The sequence below is a fragment of the Lysobacter enzymogenes genome (assembly GCF_023617245.1).
Lineage (GTDB): Bacteria > Pseudomonadota > Gammaproteobacteria > Xanthomonadales > Xanthomonadaceae > Lysobacter > Lysobacter yananisis.
Window position 1 is genome coordinate 427,502 of record NZ_CP067396.1, and the last position, 19,596, is coordinate 447,097.

General features: G+C 69.8%; 14 protein-coding genes and 2 pseudogenes. 7 read left to right on the forward strand and 9 right to left on the reverse strand.

The genetic code is table 11. From position 1 onward, the window contains the following. The first annotated feature begins 68 nt into the window (after positions 1–68). Positions 69–710 (forward strand): TIGR00645 family protein, encoded by a 642-nt coding sequence (locus tag JHW41_RS01765; RefSeq protein ID WP_057949437.1) that lies wholly within the window; start codon positions 69–71, stop codon positions 708–710. Positions 711–883: 173 nt separating this feature from the next. Here the strand turns inward: JHW41_RS01765 and JHW41_RS01770 are convergent, their stop codons facing one another. Beyond that, positions 884–1,894 carry a hypothetical protein gene (locus JHW41_RS01770; protein ID WP_250448810.1) on the reverse strand — a complete coding sequence of 337 codons (1,011 nt, stop codon included), beginning with the start codon at positions 1,892–1,894 and terminating at the stop codon, positions 884–886. 83 nt (positions 1,895–1,977) lie between these two features. Here JHW41_RS01770 and uvrD point away from each other — a divergent pair, with 83 nt between their 5' ends. Next, entirely contained in the window at positions 1,978–4,155 is a 2,178-nt protein-coding gene (uvrD, locus tag JHW41_RS01775) for a DNA helicase II (protein WP_250448811.1), read from the forward strand. 96 nt (positions 4,156–4,251) lie between these two features. On the opposite strand, the pseudogene JHW41_RS26180 reads toward uvrD, so the two are convergent. Next, a pseudogene (locus JHW41_RS26180) lies at positions 4,252–4,323 on the reverse strand (hypothetical protein); the annotation flags it as partial. On the opposite strand from JHW41_RS26180, the pseudogene JHW41_RS26185 reads away from it, so the two are divergent. Beyond that, positions 4,298–4,423: pseudogene (locus JHW41_RS26185) on the forward strand (hypothetical protein); the annotation flags it as partial. The pseudogenes JHW41_RS26180 and JHW41_RS26185 overlap by 26 nt on opposite strands. A 137-nt stretch (positions 4,424–4,560) precedes the next feature. Here JHW41_RS26185 and JHW41_RS01780 read toward each other — a convergent pair. Then, positions 4,561–6,903, reverse strand: a complete 2,343-nt coding sequence (locus JHW41_RS01780; protein WP_250448812.1) for a TonB-dependent receptor plug domain-containing protein — start codon at positions 6,901–6,903, stop codon at positions 4,561–4,563. Positions 6,904–7,116: 213 nt separating this feature from the next. On the opposite strand from JHW41_RS01780, the gene JHW41_RS01785 reads away from it, so the two are divergent. Next, complete coding sequence (locus tag JHW41_RS01785; RefSeq protein WP_250448813.1) at positions 7,117–8,367, forward strand: phytase; 1,251 nt, start codon at positions 7,117–7,119, stop codon at positions 8,365–8,367. A gap of 95 nt (positions 8,368–8,462) precedes the next feature. Here JHW41_RS01785 and JHW41_RS01790 read toward each other — a convergent pair whose 3' ends face one another. The 3 genes from JHW41_RS01790 to JHW41_RS01800 form a co-directional block, all read right to left on the reverse strand. Continuing rightward, a complete protein-coding gene (locus JHW41_RS01790) occupies positions 8,463–9,011 on the reverse strand; it encodes a hypothetical protein (RefSeq protein ID WP_250448814.1) in 549 nt (182 codons plus the stop codon). Between the two features lie 397 nt (positions 9,012–9,408). After that, positions 9,409–9,837, reverse strand: coding sequence for a GNAT family N-acetyltransferase (locus tag JHW41_RS01795; RefSeq protein ID WP_250448815.1), 429 nt, complete (start codon positions 9,835–9,837; stop codon positions 9,409–9,411). Positions 9,838–9,931: 94 nt separating this feature from the next. After that, positions 9,932–10,255, reverse strand: a complete 324-nt coding sequence (locus JHW41_RS01800; RefSeq protein WP_250448816.1) for a DUF2782 domain-containing protein — start codon at positions 10,253–10,255, stop codon at positions 9,932–9,934. A 126-nt stretch (positions 10,256–10,381) separates the two neighbouring features. On the opposite strand from JHW41_RS01800, the gene polA reads away from it, so the two are divergent. Next, complete coding sequence (gene polA, locus JHW41_RS01805; protein WP_250448817.1) at positions 10,382–13,165, forward strand: DNA polymerase I; 2,784 nt, start codon at positions 10,382–10,384, stop codon at positions 13,163–13,165. 553 nt (positions 13,166–13,718) lie between these two features. On the opposite strand, the gene hemF is transcribed toward polA, so the two are convergent. From hemF to JHW41_RS26190, 3 genes are all read right to left on the reverse strand, one after another. After that, on the reverse strand, positions 13,719–14,630 hold the full coding sequence (gene hemF, locus JHW41_RS01810) for an oxygen-dependent coproporphyrinogen oxidase (RefSeq protein WP_250448818.1): 912 nt from the start codon (positions 14,628–14,630) through the stop codon (positions 13,719–13,721). A gap of 384 nt (positions 14,631–15,014) precedes the next feature. Further along, positions 15,015–17,396 (reverse strand): S9 family peptidase, encoded by a 2,382-nt coding sequence (locus tag JHW41_RS01815; RefSeq protein ID WP_250448819.1) that lies wholly within the window; start codon positions 17,394–17,396, stop codon positions 15,015–15,017. 69 nt (positions 17,397–17,465) lie between these two features. Next, the gene (locus tag JHW41_RS26190) at positions 17,466–17,792 is read right to left on the reverse strand and encodes a DUF6053 domain-containing protein (protein ID WP_428995442.1); all 327 of its coding nucleotides are present in this window, start codon (positions 17,790–17,792) and stop codon (positions 17,466–17,468) included. Between JHW41_RS26190 and JHW41_RS26195 the strand changes: the two genes are divergently transcribed. Next, complete coding sequence (locus JHW41_RS26195) at positions 17,707–18,150, forward strand: DUF6053 domain-containing protein (RefSeq protein WP_428995443.1); 444 nt, start codon at positions 17,707–17,709, stop codon at positions 18,148–18,150. The two genes, JHW41_RS26190 and JHW41_RS26195, sit on opposite strands and share 86 nt — an antisense overlap. A 37-nt stretch (positions 18,151–18,187) precedes the next feature. After that, entirely contained in the window at positions 18,188–19,588 is a 1,401-nt protein-coding gene (locus JHW41_RS01820; protein ID WP_078996399.1) for a cytochrome ubiquinol oxidase subunit I, read from the forward strand. Positions 19,589–19,596 lie beyond the last annotated feature (8 nt).

The window sequence follows — 19,596 nt, forward strand, 5'->3', positions numbered from 1 at the left end:
CGTCGCCCGGCTACTCTTGGCCCCCCGCTACGCGGGAACCGCTCCCTTTACTACCGCAATCGATCCGCATGACCGACCCCAAGATCAACCGACTCAATCCCCTGCCGGCCCTGATCTTCAGCTCGCGCTGGCTGCAGCTGCCGCTCTATCTGGGCCTGATCGTGGCCCAGGGCGTGTACGTGTTCCAGTTCGTGCGCGAACTGATCCACCTGATCACCGACGCGGCCAACCTCACCGAGCAGGCGATCATGCTGATCGTGCTCGGCCTGATCGACGTGGTGATGATCTCCAACCTGCTGGTGATGGTGATCGTCGGCGGCTACGAGACCTTCGTCTCGCGCCTGCGCCTGGAAGGCCATCCCGACCAGCCCGAGTGGCTGAGCCACGTCAACGCCAGCGTGCTCAAGGTCAAGCTGGCGATGGCGATCATCGGCATCTCCTCGATCCACCTGCTGAAGACCTTCATCGGCGCCGGCAGCCTCGGGTTGCCGCTGTGCGGCACGCCGGAGGCCTACGAGATGGCGCGCGCGGTCGCGGCGATGACCGCCAACGGCACCCTCGACAAGGCGATGCGCTGCACCGACATCACCGAGCAAGGGGTGATGTGGCAGGCGCTGATCCACTTGCTGTTCATCGTGTCGGCGGTCGGTATCGCCTGGACCGACAAGCTGATGAGCGCCGGGATCAAGGCGGCCAAGAACGGGCATTGAGGCCCGCCTGCATCGCGGGCCGGCGTCGCCGGTTCGCGATGCGGCTTTCGTCGCGGGCGCGGTCTCGCGGTCGCGGCTCGCGCCGCTCCTACAGGGGCGGCGTCCGGTTTCGTCCCAGACTGTAGGAGCGGCGCGAGCCGCGACCGAGCCAAAGCGACAACGACGAACCCCGCCTATTCGCCGTCGCCATCGGCCGAAGACCGCACCGCCACCGCCGCCCGCGGCCCCATGATCGCCGCGCGCAAGCGCACCGCCGCGGGCTCCTGCGAAAACCGCAGCGCCTCGCCCCCGGCGTCGATCCCGAGCGCCGCATAGTCGTCGTCCAGCGACGGAAACCCGGTCATCGCCGCATGCCGCGCGTACACGCGCGCCAGCGTCCCGCCGCCGCCGGCGCGGTCGAGCGCGGCGATGAAGGCTTGCGGCGCGCTGCGGCTGTCCTCGCGCAGGCAACAGCGCGAGTACGCCGCCAGCACCTCGTCCAGACTGCGTCCGCGCTCGCGCCGCAGGCTCAGGTCCGCGTCCAGCCAGAACGCCGCGCCGGCCCAGTAGATGCGCATGGTGCTGGCGCGGCTCCAGCCGATTTCGTCCATGCGCGCATCGCCGCCGGCCGCGCGGCCGCGGCGGAAGCCCGCGTCCAGGCGCCGCCAGGCCTCCTCGCCGTCGAGCAGGCCGGCGCGCGCGCGCAGCACGTTCTGGTAGTAGCTCGCCAGGCCTTCGGCCAGCCAGCGGCCGTCGTCGCCGAGGAAGGGATGGAACAGGTGCGCCAGTTCGTGCACCGCGGTCCAGTCCGCGCGCAGCTCGTCGCCGCTCGCGTCTTCGCGCACGTACAGCAGCACCGACACGCCGTCCTCGCGCTGGGTCTGGCCCCACGGCACCGGGCTGGGATCGCGGCCGCGGCGCGGCACCAGGCGGATGCGCACCGTCGCCTCGCGCAACGGGAAGGCGCCGAACGCGGTCAGCTGGGCGCGCGCGCATTCGGCCAGCCATCGCTGCAGCTCTTCGGCGCGCGCGCGGCTGGGCGGGTTTTCGACGATTACCCGCAGGCGACGCTCGCCCACGCGCAGCACGCGTTCGCTCGGCGCGGCGGCGGCCTGCGTTGCGACTGGTTGCGCCGGTGCGGGCGAGGGCGCCAGCGCTGCGACCGCCAGCGCGAGCAACGCCGCGGCGGCGAGCGACCGGTTCATCGACACGTTCATCCGCGCACGCCAGCGCATCGCCACCTCGCCGCGCGGGAGGGTTCCCGCGCCCGGACCGCTACAATAGCCGCATGGACGTATCGCATCTGCTCGACGCTCTCAACCCGGCCCAGCGCGAAGCCGTTTCGGCGCCGCCGGGGCATTATCTGGTCCTCGCCGGCGCCGGCAGCGGCAAGACCCGCGTGCTGACCCACCGCATCGCCTGGCTCAACGAGGTGATCGGGGTGCCGACCCACGGCATCCTCGCGGTGACCTTTACGAACAAAGCCGCCGGAGAGATGCGCGCGCGCGTCGACGCGCAGCTGGCGCGCGGCGCGCGCGGCATGTGGATCGGCACCTTCCACGGCCTGGCCCACCGCCTGCTGCGCCTGCACTGGCAGGAGGCCAAGCTGCCCGAAGGCTTCCAGGTGCTCGACAGCGACGACCAGCTGCGCCTGGTCAAGCGCGTGGTGCAGGCGCTGGAGCTCGACGACACCCGCTTCCCGCCGCGCCAGATCGCCTGGTGGATCAACGCGCAGAAGGACGAAGGCCGGCGCCCGCGCAACATCCAGCCCGGCGGCGACGAGTGGCAGGAAGCGATGCTGCGCTGCTACGAGGCCTACCAGGAGCGCTGCGAGCGCGCCGGGCTGGTCGATTTCGCCGAGCTGCTGCTGCGCGCGCACGAGCTGCTGCGCGACAACGCCGCGCTGCTGGCGCATTACCGGACGCGCTTCCGCGAGATTTTGGTCGACGAGTTCCAGGACACCAACGCGATCCAGTACGCCTTCGTGCGCGTGCTTGCCGGCGATTCCGGCCACGTGTTCGTGGTCGGCGACGACGATCAGGCCATCTACGGCTGGCGCGGGGCCAAGGTCGAGAACGTGCAGCGCTTCCTGCGCGACTTCCCCGGCGCCCAGACCATCCGCCTGGAGCAGAACTACCGCTCCAGCGCGAACATCCTCGACGCGGCCAACGCGGTCATCGCCCACAACCCCGACCGCCTCGGCAAGAAGCTGTGGACCGACACCGGCCACGGCGAGGCGATCGACCTGTACGCGGCCTACAACGAGATGGACGAGGCGCGCTTCGTGGTCGAGCGCATGCGCCAGTGGGTGCGCGACGGCGGCAGCTACGGCGATGTGGCCGTGCTCTACCGCAGCAACGCCCAGTCGCGCGCGTTCGAAGAGGCGCTGCTGTCGGAACAGGTGCCTTACCGCGTCTACGGCGGCCAGCGCTTCTTCGAACGCGCCGAAATCAAGGACACCCTGGCCTACCTGCGCCTGATCGCCAACCGAGCCGACGACGCCGCGTTCGAGCGCGCGGTCAACACGCCCACGCGCGGCATCGGCGAGCGCACCCTCGACGAGGTGCGCAAGCGCGCTCGCGGCGACGCGGTGGCGCTGTGGGAGGCCGCGCGCCGGGTCGCCGGCGAGAGCGTGCTGGCAGCGCGCGCGCGCAACGCGCTGGCCGGCTTCGCGCTGATGATCGACACCCTGGACAGCGACGTCGCGCAGATGCCGCTGCCGGAGAAGATCGACCACGTGCTGCAGCGCTCGGGCCTGCGCGAGCACTACGCCAACGAATCGCGCGGCCAGCTCGATTCGCGTACCGACAACCTCGACGAACTGGTCTCGGTGGCCTCGCGCTTCGCCCGCAGCGACGAGGACGAGAACGCCGAAATGCCCGAGCTGATCGCGTTCCTCAGCTACGCCGCGCTGGAGGCCGGCGAGGGCCAGGCCCAGGCCGGCGAGGACGGCGTGCAGCTGATGACTTTGCACAGCGCCAAGGGCCTGGAGTTCCCGCTGGTGTTCCTCGGCGGGCTGGAAGAGGGCTTGTTCCCGAGCGGTCGTTCGACCGAGGAATCCGGGCGCCTGGAAGAAGAGCGGCGGCTGGCCTACGTCGGCATCACCCGCGCGCGCGACAAGCTGGTGCTGAGCTACGCCGAGACCCGGCGCATCCACGGCGCGGACATGTACGGCGTGCCCTCGCGTTTCCTGCGCGAGATTCCCGCGCCGCTGCTCAACGAAGTGCGGCCGAAGGTGCAGGTCTCGCGGCCGATGTACCGCGCCGCGCCGCGCCGCGACATGGGCCACGCGCGCATCGACGAATCGCCGATCAAGCTCGGCGCCCAGGTGCGTCACGGCACCTTCGGCGTCGGCACCGTGACCGACTACGAAGGCGACGGTGCGCATGCGCGGGTGCAGGTCAACTTCGACGACGTCGGCAGCAAATGGCTGGTGCTGGCGTACGCGAACCTGCAGCCCGCCTGAAGCCTCGGTTCGCACCCGAGGCTTCGGCTTGCATCTGCACCTAAGGCCTCGGCCTGCAGCGGGAGGGCCTTCAGGCCCGATGCTTTTCGATCCAACGAAGCCGATCTCTCCGGCAATCTGAGCGAACAGCGTCGGGGCTGAAGCCCCTCCCACAACAGCGCGCCGCATGCGGGAGTTCCCCGCTCTTGTGGGAGGGTCTTCAGGCCCGATGCTTTTCGATCCGATGAGGCTGGTCCGCTGCGACCTGAGCGAACGGCATCGGGGCTGAAGCCCCTCCCACAACAGTCCGCCGCATGTGGGAGCTCACGCTCTTGTGGGAGGGCCTTCAGGCCCGACGCTCTCCGATCCGACGCAGCCGATCTCCAGCGGCCCGAGCCAAGCGCACCGGCGCTGAAGCCATAACCGCTAGAACGCGTACCGTACCGTCAACTGGTACACCGGCCCCGCCTTCTCGCTCTCGCGCTCGTACTCGTCGTAATCGCGCCCGAGCTGATCGCCGAAGGTGTCGAACTTATGGAACGCTTCGTCCTTCGACGCGTCCAGCAGGTTCGAGCCGGTCAGCCGCACCGCGATCCGCGAACCGAAGCGCTTCTCCACGAATGCCTCCAGGTCGGCGCCGTAGTCGGTCGAGACTTCCTCGCCGAGCACGCGCGAATACGCGCCGCCCTGGCGCCGGTAGCTGGCGCCGAACGACACGCCCCACTCGGGCAAATCCTGGATGAAGCCGACGTTGAGCACGAAGCGCGGCTGGTTGTTGAAGCGGCGCTTGCCGAATCCGTCCTCGACTTCGCTGTCGAGCCAGGAGTAATTGAGGAACACGCCGGTGTGCTCCAGCCCCAGCGCGGTCAGCGGCGTCGACAAGTCGAACTCCGCGCCCCATGCGCGCCCGTCGCCGACGTTGGCGGCGGTGAACACGAAGCTGTCCGGATCCAACGCCGGATACCCCGGCGCGCCCGGGCCGGCGCCGGGGTGTTCGTCGAGGAACGCCTCGACCGCTTCCTCGTGGTCCTCCAGCGCCTTGGCGCTGGGACGGCCGGTGCCGGTCACTTCGATCAGGTCGCGCACCTTGCGGTAGAACAGGTTGAAGCCGACCACGCCGCGCTGGCCGAGCCGGCGTTCGTAGCCCAAGTCCAGGCCCCACGCGGTTTCCGGCCGCAACTGCGGATTGCCGACGAAGTCGTTGTCGCCGTATTCCTCTTCCAGCGTCAGCGGCAGCAGCTTGTCGAAATCCGGGCGGCGCAGGGTGCGCGCGAGCGAGGCGCTGATGCGGTCCTGTCCGGTCAGGTCGAAACGCAGGTGCGCCGAAGGCAGCAGCAGACTGTAGTCCTTGTCCTGGCGCTGTAGCGGCGCGCCTTCTTCGCTGCGCAGGTCGATCCGCGCGCGGGTGGTCTCGTAGCGCAGGCCGGCTTCCCAATCCAGCCGGTCGCGCTTGCCCGACAGCATCGCGTACGGGTCGGCGCGGCGTTCCTGGATGCGGCTGCGCTGATGGTCGAACTCGGCGTACGGCGGCAGCGGCTGGCCTTCCTTCTTCGCTTTCACCTCGCTGGTGCGCAGCGAGCTGTCGCGGCGCTTGTCCGCCCCGTCGACGCCGAACTCCAACCTGGCCGCGCCGAACTCGCGCTGGTGCGCGAGCTTGAGGCTGAGTTCGCGGTCGCGCGCATCGGTCAGGATGCGCGTGCCTTCGAGGCCGTCGAACGAGGGCGGCGAATCTTCGTTGTCGTAGCCGGTTTCCTGCTCGGTGTCGAAGCGGTCGTCGTCGAAGCGGGCGTAGCCCAGGTCGATCTCGCTGCGGCCGCCGGCCATGTCGAAGGCGTAGGACGCGCCGAGCACGAGATTCTTCTGGTCGATGTCGACCTTCTGGTCGTTGACCGACAGCAGGCGGTCGCGCGAACGGCTGGAGGGATGGTCGTACTCGCGCGAATGCTCGGTTTCGCTGCGGTCGGTGCGCACGTAGAAACCGTCCAGGCTCAGCCGGCCGCTGCCGATCTCGCGCACGTAGGACAGGTTGCCGGAGGTGTCGGTGCCGTCGCGCACGTCGCTCTGGTCTTCGCGGTCGACGAAGTCGCCGCCCAAGGATTCGAAGCGGTCGCTGCGCTTGCGCTTGGGGTTGTGCCGGCCCTGCACGTTGATGCCGCCGAGCACGCGCCCGCCGGCGAATTCGCCGCTGCCGACCGCGCCGAGCACCGGCTTGGTCTTGCCGTCGTCGAAATGCATGGCGCCGGCGCGCAGGTAGCCGCCGTCGAATTCGTAGGCGTCGCGCAGGACGATGTTGAGCGCTCCGGCGACCGCGTCGCCGGAGCGGTTGGCGCTGGGACTGCGCACGATTTCGATGCGCTCGACCAGTTCGGCCGGGATGCGGTCGACGTAGAACGAACGGTCGCCGCCGGCGCCTGGCACCTTCTTGCCGTTGATCAGGATCTGGGTGTAGCCCGGGTCCAGGCCGCGCAGGCGCGCGCCGTCGTATTCGAGCACGTCGGAGACGAAGCCGACGCTGGGCACGCGCTTGAGCATGTCGCCGACGGTCAGCGGCTCGAAGCGCTGGAAGTAGTCCAGGCCGTAGCTCAGCGTCGGCGCGGTGGCGTCGCTGCGGTCGCGATAGGCGATGTCGCCGGTGACGGTGACGCGGTCGAGTTCGGTCGCGCGGCGTTCGTTGCCGGGCTCGACTTCGGCGGCGACGGCGGGCGCGCCGCAGGCGGCCAGCAGCGCGGCGCACAGCGCGTGGCGGCGACGGAACGGGATGGACTGCATGCTGCGCATCGAAAGCTCGCCGGGCGAAAGTTGGCGAGCGTTGTAAGTCCGGGCGATGGCAGGACGATGACCGCGCCGGCGCGCAAGCGACGAACGGGCGCTGCCGTCGCCGCTGCGGCCGCGTCGCCGCGCTTGTCATCAAAGCGGCACGTGACGGTTCTATAACAGCGGCAGGGGATCGTTTACGTCGTCCAAGCCATCCGGGTGTCGCGCATGCCGAAATTTTCCGTCCTCGCCGCCGGCCTCGCGGCGGCCGTTGCCGTGGCCGCGCTGGTCAGTTGCGCCACGCCCCGGGCCGCGGGCGACGCCGCCGGTGCGGCGCCGGCGATCGCCGCGGACGCGCGGCCCGGCGACAACGAACCCGACCGGCGCGCAGCCGAGGCCGGCGACCCGTTGCTGGCCCGGTCCGGCATCGATCATCGCGTGGTCGCCGAAGCGTTCCTGACCGCGTCCACGCCCGAGGACAACATCGATTCGCCGGCGGTCTGGCGCGCGCCCAACGGCCGCCTGTGGTTGTTGGCCACGGCCAAGCAAGGCGACGGCCTGGCGATCTACGACGGCGACAACGGCGACCGCGTCGGCCAGTACGGCCGCGCCGGCGCCGGGCCGGGCCAGTTCCGCCGGCCCAACGGCATCGCCGTGTTCGGCGACCTGGCGTTCGTGGTCGAGCGCGACAACCATCGCGTGCAGGTGTTGCAGCTGTCGCTGCCGCCGGCGCGCAGCGCGCAGCCGGGCGTGGCCGACAAGCGCACGCCGCGGCTGCGCCCGCTGGCCACCTTCGGCGAGGGCGAACTCCAGCAGCCGTACGGCCTGTGGGTGCGGCAGCGCGCGCCGGGCACGCTCGAAGCCATCGTCACCGACGCCTACATGGCCGGCGAGGACGGCAACGGCGACGCGATCGCGCCGCCGCTGGAGCAACTCGGCCGGCGCCTGCAGCGCTACGAACTCGCGCTCGGCGCCGGCGCGCCGCGGGTGCGCCACCTCGGCGCGTTCGGCGACACCAGCGCCGAAGGCGCGATCCGCGTCCCCGAATCGGTGTGGGGCGATCCCGCCCACGACCGCCTGCTGATCGCCGAGGAAGACCTCGCCACCGGCACCGCGTTGCGCGAATACGGCCTCGACGGGCGCTACCGCGGCCGCACCATCGGCCAGGGCCTGTTCAAGGCCCAGGCCGAAGGCATCGCCCTGTGGCAATGCGCCGACGGCAGCGGCTACTGGATCGCCACCGACCAGTACAAGGACCGCAGCGCGTTCCACGTGTTCGACCGCGCCAGCCTGCGCCACCTGGGCGCCTTCGCCGGCCGCAGCGTCGGCAACACCGACGGCGTGTGGCTGCAGCAGACCGGCTCGGTGCGCTTCCCCGACGGCGCGTTCTACGCCGTGCACGACGATCAGGCGGTGGGCGCGTTCGACTGGCGCGACATCGCGCGGACGCTGGGCCTGCGCGCGCGCTGCGAAGGCTGAGGAGCGAGGAGTGAGCGCAGAGGAGTGAGGAGTGAGAAAAAGCGGTTGCTGCGCTATCGCTCACTCCTCACTCCTCTCCGCTCACTCCTCCGCCTTCACCCGCCCGTGGCCTCGTTGAACTTGAACGACTTCAGGATCAGGTCGAAGCCGGGCTTGGCCTGGGCCAGGTCTTCATCGGCGCTCTGGGTGACCAGGAACGCGCTGCGGCGCGCGCCGGTGATCTTGTGGTACTCGCGCAGGTGCGGGACTTTCACCCCGCCCAGGCTCACCGTGTAGTGCTCGCGGATGGTGCCGTCGGCGAAGGCCGACAGATCGAAGCGGCTCTGCCGCTCCAGCGCGCCGGGCATCTGCTTGTCGGCTTCGGCCGAGAAGCTGCGGGCGAACTCTTCCAGTTCGCGGTTGCGGTCGGACTGGACCATGGCGATGAACACCGCCGAGCCCGGGCTTTCCACGGTGAGGTAGTGCACGCCGCCCAGGCGCTGATCGTCGGCGAGCTTCCAGTTGCCCGGAATCTGCACCTGCACGCCGAGGCGGTCGTAAGCCTTGGGCTGGGCGACGTTGGCCGCCGGTTCGCCGCAGGCGGCGAGCAGCGCGAGCAACGCCAGGACCAAACCGCGAACGCAGACAGCGCGCAAACCGGGCATGCGTGGCATCGACTCCGTCCCTGCTGTAGTCGCCCCCTGTGGGCACGGGCCACCCTAGCAGGCCCGCCGCCAGAACGCGCGTGCCGGACGGCCTCGATCGGCAAAGCGGCGCGACGGCGACGACGCGGCAGCGCGACGCGACGCCACCGGTGCGGGGCTGCGGGCGTCGCGGGTACGACGTCGGGTGGGTCTCGTCGCGTCCGCTCAACCCGTCATCCGCGCGAATGCGGGAATCCGGAGACTTCAGCGTCATGCATCGATGAAGCGCTGGATGCCCACGTTCGCGGGCACGACGACAGGTGGGGTCGTCGCCGCTGGCTTTGCCGCGAATCTGCCAAGCCGTCATCCGCGCGAACGCCGGGATCCACAGCCTTCGGCATCGCCCGGCTCGCCAACCTCAATCCAGCTTGACCCCGAAGTGGAACGCCTCGATCCGCAGCCGCTCGCGCAGATAGAACGCGTGCGCGTCCTGCCGCTGCGTGCCCGAATCCAGCTGCAGCCGCGCGCAGCCCAGGCGCTTGGCCTCGGCCTTGAGCCAATCCAGCATCGTCTTGCCGTAGCCGCGGCTGCGCACGGACTGGTCGACGATCAGGTCGTCCACGTACACGTGCAGCCCGACCGCGAGCATCTCCATGACCCGCCAGCAAGCGAACGCACGCGGCGCGCCGTCGTCGTCGAAGACCACCGTGGCGCGGCAACCCTGGGCGATCTGGCGGTGCATCTGGGCGACGAAGCGGTCTTCGTCGAACTCGGGGCGCAGTTGCGCAACCAGCGGCCAGACCGCGCGCAGGTCGGTGTCGCCGGTGAGGGTGCGGATCGTGGTCATGGGGGCAGGAGCGAGCGGAGAGGAGTGAGGAGTGAGCGAAAGCGGCCTTCGCTCACTCCTCACTTCTCCGCGCTCGCTTCTCGCTCCACCCGCCTCACCAGCTGAACAACTTGAAGTACACCGGCGACACCGTGCCTTCGCCCTTGCTCGCGTCGAGCCGGCCGTCGCCGTTCTCGTCGACCAGGTAATAGGTCGGGCCGCGCGCGGGCACCACCTTGACCACGCGCAGTTGGCCGGCGACGCGGTATTCCTCGATGGTGTCGCCGTTCTCGACCGTGCGCGTGCGCACTTCGGCGTTGCTGAGTCCGGCGGTGGGGTCGGCGGCGTTGGCGGCGCCGCCGGTGCTGGCGCAACCGGCCAGGACCAGCGCCAGCAGCGCGGCGGCGAAGGCGGCTCGGGGGGCGTGGGGGGCGCGCATGGCGGTTCTCCGGGGTGCAGGGCCACAGGATACGCCGCGCGGCCGTTAAGCGTGCGCATCCGTGCCCGCGTCCGCGCCCGTGCCCGCGTCCTCGCCGGCGAGACGCCAGGGCGTAGAATCCCCGCCATGAAACGACTCGTCCTGATCGATGGTTCCAGCTACCTCTACCGCGCCTTCCACGCGCTGCCGCCGCTGAGCAACGACGCCGGCGAGCCCACCGGCGCGCTGTTCGGCGTGGTCAACATGCTGCGCGCGACCTTGAACGAACGGCCGGACTACGTGGCCTTCGTGGTCGACGCGCCCGGCAAGACCTTCCGCGACGATCTCGACCCGAACTACAAGGCCAACCGCCCGCCGATGCCCGACGACCTGCGCGCGCAGGTGCTGCCGATGTGCGAGATCGTCGAGGCGCTGGGCATCCCGATCCTGCGCATCGACGGCGTCGAGGCGGACGATGTGATCGGCACCCTGGCCCGGCGCGCCAACGCCGAGAACATCGACGTCACCATTTCCACCGGCGACAAGGACTTCGCCCAGTTGGTGCGCGCGGGCGCACCGGACCAGGCCGGCATCGTCCTGGTCAACACCATGAGCGGCAGCCGCATGGATTCGGACGAGGCGGTGATCGCCAAGTTCGGCGTGCGCGCCGATCAGGTGATCGACCTGCTGTCGCTGATGGGCGATAGCGTCGACAACATCCCCGGCGTGGAGAAGTGCGGCCCCAAGACCGCGGCCAAGTGGCTGGGCGAGTACGGCACGCTCGACGGGGTGATCGAACATGCTTCGGCGATCAAGGGCAAGATCGGCGACAACCTGCGCGCGGCGCTGCCGCGGTTGCCGTTGAACCGCCAGCTGGCGACGATCAAGACCGACGTCGAACTCGAACGCGGCCCGGCCGAACTGGCGCTGCGCGAGCGCGACGCCGACGCGCTGCGCGGCCTGTACGCGCGTTACGGCTTCAAGCAGGCGCTGCGCGAGCTGGAAGGCGCGTCCACCGCCAACGACATCGCCAGCGACCGCGCCGGCCTGCGCGCCACCGCGGCCGGCCACGCCCGCAGCGGCGGCGCGGCCGAAGCGCCCGCCCCGGAGCTGGCGGCCAAGGGCGACTACGAGGCGGTGACGACCCAGCCGCAGCTCGACGCGCTGGTGGCCTCGCTGCAGGCGGTCGAAGAATTCGCCTTCGACAGCGAAACCGATTCGCTCGACCCGATGCAGGCCAACCTGGTCGGCCTGAGCTTCGCCAGCGAAACCGGGCGCGCGGTCTATGTCCCGCTCGGCCACGATTACCCCGGCGCGCCGGCCCAGCTCGACCGCGAGGCGGTGCTGGCGGCGCTGCGCCCGGTGTTCGCCGACCCGGCCCGGCGCAAGCTCGGCCAGCACGGCAAGTACGACCTGCACGTGCTGCGCCGCTGCGGGGTCGAGATCGCCGGCTACGTCGACGACACCATGCTCGAGAGCTTCGTCTACAACGCCACCGCCAGCCGCCACGACATGGATTCGCTGGCCAAGCGCTACCTGGGCTACGACACGATCAAGTACAGCGACGTCGCCGGCAAGGGCGCCAAGCAGATTTCGTTCTCGCAGGTCGCCATCGACGATGCGACCAAATACGCCGCCGAAGACGCCGACGTGACCTTGCGCCTGCACCGCGTGCTCGGCGCGCGGCTGGCGGCCGAGCCGGCGCTGGAGAAGGTCTACCGCGAGATCGAGATGCCGCTGGTGCCGGTGCTGGCGCGGGTCGAGGCCAACGGCGTGATGATCGACGGCGACGAGCTGCGCAAGCAGTCGCAGGAGCTCGGCAAGCGCATGCTCGACGCGCAGCTCAAGGCCACCGAACTGGCCGGGCGCACCTTCAACCTGGATTCGCCCAAGCAGCTGCAGGCGCTGCTGTTCGACGAACTCAAGCTGCCGGTGCTGGTGAAGACGCCGACCGGCCAGCCCAGCACGAACGAGGAAGCGCTGGAGGCGATCGCCGACCAGCACGAACTGCCGCGGGTGATCCTCGACTACCGCGGCCTGGCCAAGCTGCGCAGCACCTACACCGACAAGCTGCCGGAGATGGTCAACCCGCATACCGGCCGCGTGCACACCAGCTACCACCAGGCCGGAGCGGCCACCGGGCGGCTGGCGTCGAGCGATCCGAACCTGCAGAACATCCCGATCCGCACCGACGACGGCCGCCGCATCCGCCGCGCGTTCGTCGCGCCGCCCGGGCGCAAGCTGGTGGCCTGCGACTACTCGCAGATCGAGCTGCGGATCATGGCCCACCTGTCGCAGGACGAAGGCCTGGTGCGCGCGTTCGAGTCCGGCGCCGACGTGCACCGCGCCACCGCCGCGGAAGTGTTCGGCAAGAAGTCGCTCGACGAGGTCAGCGGCAACGAGCGTCGCGCCGCCAAGGCGATCAACTTCGGCCTGATGTACGGCATGAGCGCGTTCGGGCTGGCGCGCCAGCTCGGCATCGGCCGCGGCGAAGCGCAGGACTACATCGCCCTGTACTTCAGCCGCTATCCGGGCGTGCGCGACTTCATGGAGCGCACCCGCCAGGACGCGCGCGACAAGGGCTATGTCGAGACCGTGTTCGGCCGCCGCCTGTACCTGGACAACATCAAGGCCTCCAACCAGGGCCTGCGCGCCGGCGCCGAGCGCGCGGCGATCAACGCGCCGATGCAGGGCACCGCGGCCGACATCATCAAGCGGGCGATGATCGACATCGACGGTTGGCTGGCCGAACACCGCGAGCGCGCGCTGATGATCCTGCAGGTGCACGACGAACTGGTGTTCGAGGTCGAAGACAGCTTCGTCGAGGAACTGTTGGCGCAGGCCTCACGCCGGATGGCGGGCGCCGCCACGCTGCGCGTGCCGCTCGTCGTCGACAGCGGGGTGGGTATTAATTGGGACGAAGCGCATTGATTATCTGGAAGCCCTTGATTTTGCTGGGCTTGGTTTAATGAATCGGTCCTGAATCCAACAATTTATTAACTCCCATCTTCACGAACTATCCATGTGCCGGATGGTCATATAGGTCGCGACAGATGCAACGTCTGTCGCCGATCTCTCCCTCCCCTGGAGTGATCCCCCGGAGCGAACGACCCCTCCCCAGGTCTCGCTCCACCAGCCCCGCCGGCCCCCCCTGCCCGCGGGGCTTTTTATTTTCCGGCCGAAAGCCGCTGCGTCCGCGCAGCGGCTTTTGTTTTGCCCGGACGACGATTCCGCCGCGGCCGCCTGGGTATATTCGCAGTCGCAGATAACAAAGCGATTAAACGAAAGCGCTCACGCGGCAAATGCGATGGGTTTCGCGTGTTGCTTTGGAAAAAATTAGAAATGACAGATTGGCGCGTGAAACCGCCCGGGGCCGCGGTAGCAGCGGCGCGGGCCGCGACCGCGAGATCGCGCTTGCGACGCAACCGGCCGCCCCGCGGTCGCGGCTCGCGCCGCTCCTGCGGGAAGCCGCCGCCGCTGCGCCTCAGCCGGCCTCGCCCAACCAGTCGCGCGGCGCCAGGAACTGCGCCAGCTTCGCCTCGTCGCTGTCGGCCTCCGGCTGGAAGCCGTATTCCCAGCGCACCAGCGGCGGCAGGCTCATCAGGATCGACTCGGTGCGTCCGCCGGACTGCAGGCCGAACAGGGTGCCGCGGTCGAACACCAGGTTGAACTCGACGTAGCGGCCGCGCCGGTACAGCTGGAACTGGCGTTCGCGTTCGCCGTAGGGCGTGTCGCGGCGGCGGTCCACCAGCGGCAGGTAGGCGTCGAGGAAGCCGTCGCCGACCGCGCGCATGTAGCCGAAGTCGCGTTCGAAGTCGCCGTGCAGGTCGTCGAAGAACAGGCCGCCGACGCCGCGGGTCTCGTTGCGGTGCTTGAGGAAGAAATACTCGTCGCACCAGCGCTTGTGCGCCTGGTAGCGCTCCTCGCCGCCGAACGGCGCGCACAGGTCGCGTGCGGTGCGGTGCCAGTGCTGCACGTCTTCGGCGAAGGGATAGAACGGGGTCAGGTCGAATCCGCCGCCGAACCACCAGGCCACGGTTTCGCCGTCGCGCATGGCGCGGAAGTGGCGCACGTTGGCGTGGGTGGTCGGCAGGTAGGGGTTGTGCGGGTGGAACACCAGCGACACCCCGACCGCGCGCCAGGACGCGCCGGCCAGTTCCGGCCGCGCCGCGCTCGCCGACGGCGGCAGCTTGCTGCCGGACACGTCGGAGAAGCCGATGCCGGCCTGCTCGAACACGTTGCCGCCGCGCAGGATGCGGGTGCGGCCGCCGCCGCCCTCGGCGCGCTGCCACTGGTCCTCGACGAAGCGGGCGCCGCCGTCGGCGGTTTCGATGGCGGCGCAGATGCGGTCCTGCAGGCCGGAGAGATAGTCGCGGACGCGGTCGAAGTCGTTCATGGCGCGCATTCTAGCGATGCGCGGCGCGGATCGGATTGACCTGGGTCAAGCCGGTTCGGCTGAAGGCGGTGGTGGCCTGCCAGGGGCGGCTTGCGCGGTAAGCGCGGTGGCGCGGTCGCGGCTTGCGCCGCTCCTACAGGGAGCGGCCGTGGTTTCGATTCCGGGTGTAGGAGCGACGCGAGTCGCGACCGCGGGGCTTCGGGCTCGCGTCGCAAGTGCGGTATCGCGGTCGCGGCTTGCGCCGCTCCTACAGGGAGCGGCCGTGGTTTCGCTTCTGGGTGTAGGAGCGACGCGAGTCGCGACCGCGGGGTTTCGAGCTCGCGTCGCAAGCGTTGTTTCGCGGTCGCGGCCCGCGTCGCTCCTGCAGGGATTCGAGGGCGGACGTTACTTCTTCAAGGTGCGCTCGAACAACTCGTAGATGCGCCGGTATTCGTCGTACCACGCGTCGGCATGGACGAAGCCGTGGCGTTCCAGCGGGTACGGGGCGATCTCCCACTTGTCCTTGCGCAGTTCGATGAGCTTCTGGGTCATCATCACCGAGTCCTTGAAGAACACGTTGTCGTCGATCATGCCGTGGGCGATCAGCAGGTTGTCCTTGAGCCCGGACGCGTACTCGATCGGCGAGGACTTCTTGTACGCCTCGGGATCGAGTTCGGGGGTGTTGAGGATGTTGGACGTGTATTCGTGGTTGTACTGCGACCAGTCCGAGACCGGGCGCAGCGCGGCGCCGGCCTTGAACTTGCCCGGCGCGCGGTACAGCGCCATGAAGGTCATGAAGCCGCCGTAGGAGCCGCCGTAGATGCCGGCGCGGTCGCCGTCGCCCTGTTTGTTGGCGACCAACCAGTCCAGGCCGTCCAGGTAATCCTCGAGTTCCGGGTGGCCCATCTGGCGGTAGATCGCGGTGCGCCAGTCGCGGCCGTAGCCTTGCGAGGCGCGGTAGTCGAGGTCGAGCACGACGTAGCCCTGCTGCACCAGCAGGTTGTGGAACATCTGCTCGCGGAAGTAGTTCGGGTAGCGCTCGCTGACGTTCTGCAGGAAGCCGGCGCCGTGCACGAACATCACGATCGGGTACTTCTTGCCGGGCTCGTAGTTCTTCGGCCCGTAGAACTTGCCCCAGACCGTGCCGGCGCCGTGCTTGGACGGGACCTGCACGTATTCGGGCTGGATCCACTCGCGCTGCTTGAAGCCGTCCTTGCGGGTGTCGGTGAGCTTGACAGTGTTCTCTCCGCTGGCATCGACCACCGCCAACTGCGGCGGCAGATAGCTTTCGGAGTAGCGCACCAGCACTTTGCGGCCGTCGGGCGAGAGCGCGAAGCTCTCCACGCCGTCGAGCGCGGTCACTTCGCGCACGCCGCCGCCGTTGCGGTCGGCCGCGCAGACTTCGTAGTCGCCCGGCCACTTGCGGTTGCACAGGAAGAAGAAGGTCTTGCCGTCGGCGCCGAGCTGCGGGTCGGAGACTTCCCACTTGCCCGAGGTGATCGGCTTGGGCGCGCCGCCGTCGCTGACGTACAGGTGCGAGTAGCCGCTTTGTTCCGACAGCAGCCACAGGCCGCCGTCGGGCAGCCAGCCGAAGTCGTTGTAGTCCCAGCCGATCCAGGCCTTGTCGTTGAGGCGGTGGCGGGTTTCGAGCGCGGCGCGGGCGAGGTCGACCGAGGCGATCCAGCGGTCCTTGTTGTCGGTGGCGCGGATCAGCACGCCGGCGTGGCGGCCGTCGTCGCTCCAGCGCACCGCGGCGCTGCGGCCGTCGCCGTCGGTCTCGATGCGCACCGGGCGGTCGCCCTTGAGCGGGTCCTTCTTGGCCGCCTTGCGCATCGCCGCGAGCGGGTCTTCGCCGATGCCCGGCAGCTTGTCGAACTTGAGTTCGCTGGCCTTGCCCGCGGCCACGTCGACCAGCCACAGCTTCTGCGGCAGCGGCTCGTTGCGGCCGACGCGGGTGCGCACTTCCTCGAATTCCTCGTAGCCCGATTCGGTCACGTACTTGGGCATCTTGCCGCTGGCGCCGGGCTCGCCCTTCTTGTCCTGGGTGACCGCGAGCAGGTAGCGGCCGTCGGGCGACAGCGCGGTGTCGACGATCTCGACGTCGCTGCCGAGGTAGACCGCGCGCGGCGCGCGGCTGGGGTCGCTCTTGCGCCAGGCTTCGTCCTGCTCGCGCGAGGCTTCGCGCTGGGCGCGGTCGTTGCGCAGGGTGTCGATGGTGGACAGCTGGTAGTCGCGCAGCGCATCGGCCTTGGGCGCCTTGGCCGGGTCGTTCTGCGCCAGCACCTGCGCGGCCTGGCTCACGCCCTGGCCCGCGCGCCACTGGAACCACTGATTCTCGGCGCGGAACACCAGGTTGCCGTCGCGCGAGAACTGCGGGCGCGCTTCGGCCTCGTTGCTGCGGGTGACCTGGGTCAGCGCGCCGGAGCGCAGGTCGCGCACGAACACGTCGCCGTTGCGGATGAAGGCCATGCGCGCGCGCTGCGCGTCGTAGACCGGATTGACCGCGTCGAGGTCGTTGCGCGCGGCGCCGTCGAGGCGTTGCGGCGCGCCGCCGGCGGCGCCGGCCTGCCAGGTGTCGCGGATGGTCGCGCCGTCGCGCTTGAGCTGGTATTGCACGCGCTGGCCGTCCCAGGACCACCAGGCGCGTTCGACCGGCGGGCCGATCCAGTCCGGGTCGGCCATGGTGTCGGCCAGGGTCAGCGGCGCGGCGGCGCCGCTTTGGGCGAAGGCGGCGCTGGCGAGCAGGGCCAGCGGCAGGGCGGCGAGTCGGGCGTAGGCGAGGCGCATCGAACGGGCTCTTGGGACAAAGACGGGGCAGGGTAGCAGCCGGCGGCGGCGCGGCGGGCCGGTCGTTGGTCATGGCGGCGGTGCGGATTCGGGCGGGTTCGGGGCGATTCCGGACGATTCGAGGCGATCCGGGTCCACAGGCGGAGCCGGCGGGCGATGCGCCGGCGTCGGGTTTGCGCGATCGGCGGTTTCGCGGCGGGCGCAAGCAGGGCGGAGAACTGGGGGCGACCGGGGCCGCCGCGGTCGGCGGCCTTGCAGGGGCGGCCATCCAGGATTGGGTGGCGATGCCGATGCGGATTCGCGGGCCGTTGTGGGAGGGCCTTCAGGCCCGACGCTTTTGTCTCCGCTCGATTCGTATCCCGGATCGGAAAGCGTCGGGCCTGAAGGCCCTCCCACAAGGGCGGGCGCGACGCTGCGCTTCGGAGCGGGAGCGCCGCAGACGAACGTTCGCGCTGACGCGTGCCCGTCCGCGCCGATCCGCGCGATCACGCGTCCGGCGCCGATGTCGCCCAATGCTGCCCAATGCCGCCGTTTGTCGCAGCGGCCGCGCGCGCGAATCGCGCCGGCGCATCGCGCGAATCGTGTCCGCCGCCGCGCGCGCCCCGCCGAGCGCTTGACCGGCCGCGCCGCGTATTCGGCGCCAGTCGCCGAATGTCGCAGTTTCAGGCCCCGACCACGCCGCGCTCACCGCCTTTGCGGTTTAAGTGCTCCCACGAACCCGGCGCGCGCGGCGCATGCTGCGGCGCAAAAATGAACCCGACGGCGCACACCGCGCCGTGGAGGCACATCGCGTGGACGCCCTGCTGCTGTCGCGGATCCAGTTCGGCTTCGTCATTTCTTTCCACATCCTGTTCCCGGCCTTCACCATCGGCCTGGCCAGTTGGCTGGCGTTCGTCGAATGGCGCTGGCTGCGCACCCGCGACACCCTGTGGCGCGACCTGTTTTTCTTCTGGACCAAGGTCTTCGCCGTGTCTTTCGGCATGGGCGTGGTCTCCGGCATCGTCATGAGCTTCCAGTTCGGCACCAACTGGGCGGTGCTCAGCGAGCAGGCCGGCAGCATCCTCGGGCCATTGCTGTCGTACGAGGTGCTGACCGCGTTCTTCCTGGAGGCGACCTTCCTCGGGGTGATGCTGTTCGGCTGGGGCCGGGTCAGCGAACGCATGCATTTCCTGGCGACGTGCATGGTCGCGCTGGGCACGCTGATCTCGACGTTCTGGATCATCTCGGCCAACAGCTGGATGCAGACGCCGACCGGCCACCGCATCGTCGACGGCGTGTTCGTTCCCGACGACTGGTGGGCGATCGTGTTCAATCCCTCGTTCCCGTACCGCCTGGCGCACATGGTGCTGGCGGCGTTCATCACCACCTGCTTCGTGATCGGCGGCACCGGCGCGTCGTACCTGTTGCGCGGCATCCACGTCGAAGCCGGCAAGCGCATGCTCAAGGCGGCGGTGGTGTTCGCCGCGATCACGGTGCCGGCCCAGGTGTTCGTCGGCGACCTGCACGGGCTCAACGCGCGCGAGCACCAGCCGATCAAGGTCGCGGCGATGGAGGCGCACTGGGAGTCCAACCCGCCCGGCGAGGGCGTGCCGCTGATCCTGTTCGCGGTGCCCAACGAGAAGGCCGAGCGCAACGACCTGGAAATCGCCGTGCCCAAGCTCGGCAGCCTGATCCTCACGCATACCCTGGACGGCGACATCCAGCCGCTGAAGTCGGTGCCGGCCAGCGAGCGGCCGCCGGTGAAGCCGGTGTTCTACGCGTTCCGGGTGATGGTCGGCCTGGGCATGGCGATGCTGGCGCTGGTGGCGTGTTCGCTGTGGCTGCTGTGGCGCCGGCGGTTGTACGAGTCGCGCGCGGTGCTGTGGGGCTGGCGGGTGATGATCATGAGCGGCTTCGCCGCGATCCTGGCCGGCTGGTACGTGGTCGAGATCGGCCGCCAGCCGTACGTGATCTACGGCCTGCTGCGCACCGCCGACGCGGTCAGCCCGGTCGAGGCGGCGAGCGTGATGACCTCGCTGATCGTGTTCGCAGTGGTCTATTTCACCGTGTTCGGCGCCGGCTTCCGCTACCTGGTCAAGCTGATCCGCAAGGGCCCGCATCCGCACGAGCCGCCGCCGCAGCGCATGCACGGCGACAAGACGCCGGCGCGGCCGCTGTCGGTGCCGGACGAATCCACCGAGGCCGGCGCGTGAGCGCGCCG

What these genes read in the sequence shown, in the direction of transcription:
- JHW41_RS01765 (WP_057949437.1), top strand. Translation starts at nt 69, where the DNA reads ATGACCGACCCCAAGATCAACCGACTCAATCCCCTGCCGGCCCTGATC.
- JHW41_RS01770 (WP_250448810.1), bottom strand. Translation starts at nt 1,894, where the DNA reads ATGAACCGGTCGCTCGCCGCCGCGGCGTTGCTCGCGCTGGCGGTCGCA.
- uvrD (WP_250448811.1), top strand. Translation starts at nt 1,978, where the DNA reads ATGGACGTATCGCATCTGCTCGACGCTCTCAACCCGGCCCAGCGCGAA.
- JHW41_RS01780 (WP_250448812.1), bottom strand. Translation starts at nt 6,903, where the DNA reads ATGCAGTCCATCCCGTTCCGTCGCCGCCACGCGCTGTGCGCCGCGCTG.
- JHW41_RS01785 (WP_250448813.1), top strand. Translation starts at nt 7,117, where the DNA reads ATGCCGAAATTTTCCGTCCTCGCCGCCGGCCTCGCGGCGGCCGTTGCC.
- JHW41_RS01790 (WP_250448814.1), bottom strand. Translation starts at nt 9,011, where the DNA reads ATGCCCGGTTTGCGCGCTGTCTGCGTTCGCGGTTTGGTCCTGGCGTTG.
- JHW41_RS01795 (WP_250448815.1), bottom strand. Translation starts at nt 9,837, where the DNA reads ATGACCACGATCCGCACCCTCACCGGCGACACCGACCTGCGCGCGGTC.
- JHW41_RS01800 (WP_250448816.1), bottom strand. Translation starts at nt 10,255, where the DNA reads ATGCGCGCCCCCCACGCCCCCCGAGCCGCCTTCGCCGCCGCGCTGCTG.
- polA (WP_250448817.1), top strand. Translation starts at nt 10,382, where the DNA reads ATGAAACGACTCGTCCTGATCGATGGTTCCAGCTACCTCTACCGCGCC.
- hemF (WP_250448818.1), bottom strand. Translation starts at nt 14,630, where the DNA reads ATGAACGACTTCGACCGCGTCCGCGACTATCTCTCCGGCCTGCAGGAC.
- JHW41_RS01815 (WP_250448819.1), bottom strand. Translation starts at nt 17,396, where the DNA reads ATGCGCCTCGCCTACGCCCGACTCGCCGCCCTGCCGCTGGCCCTGCTC.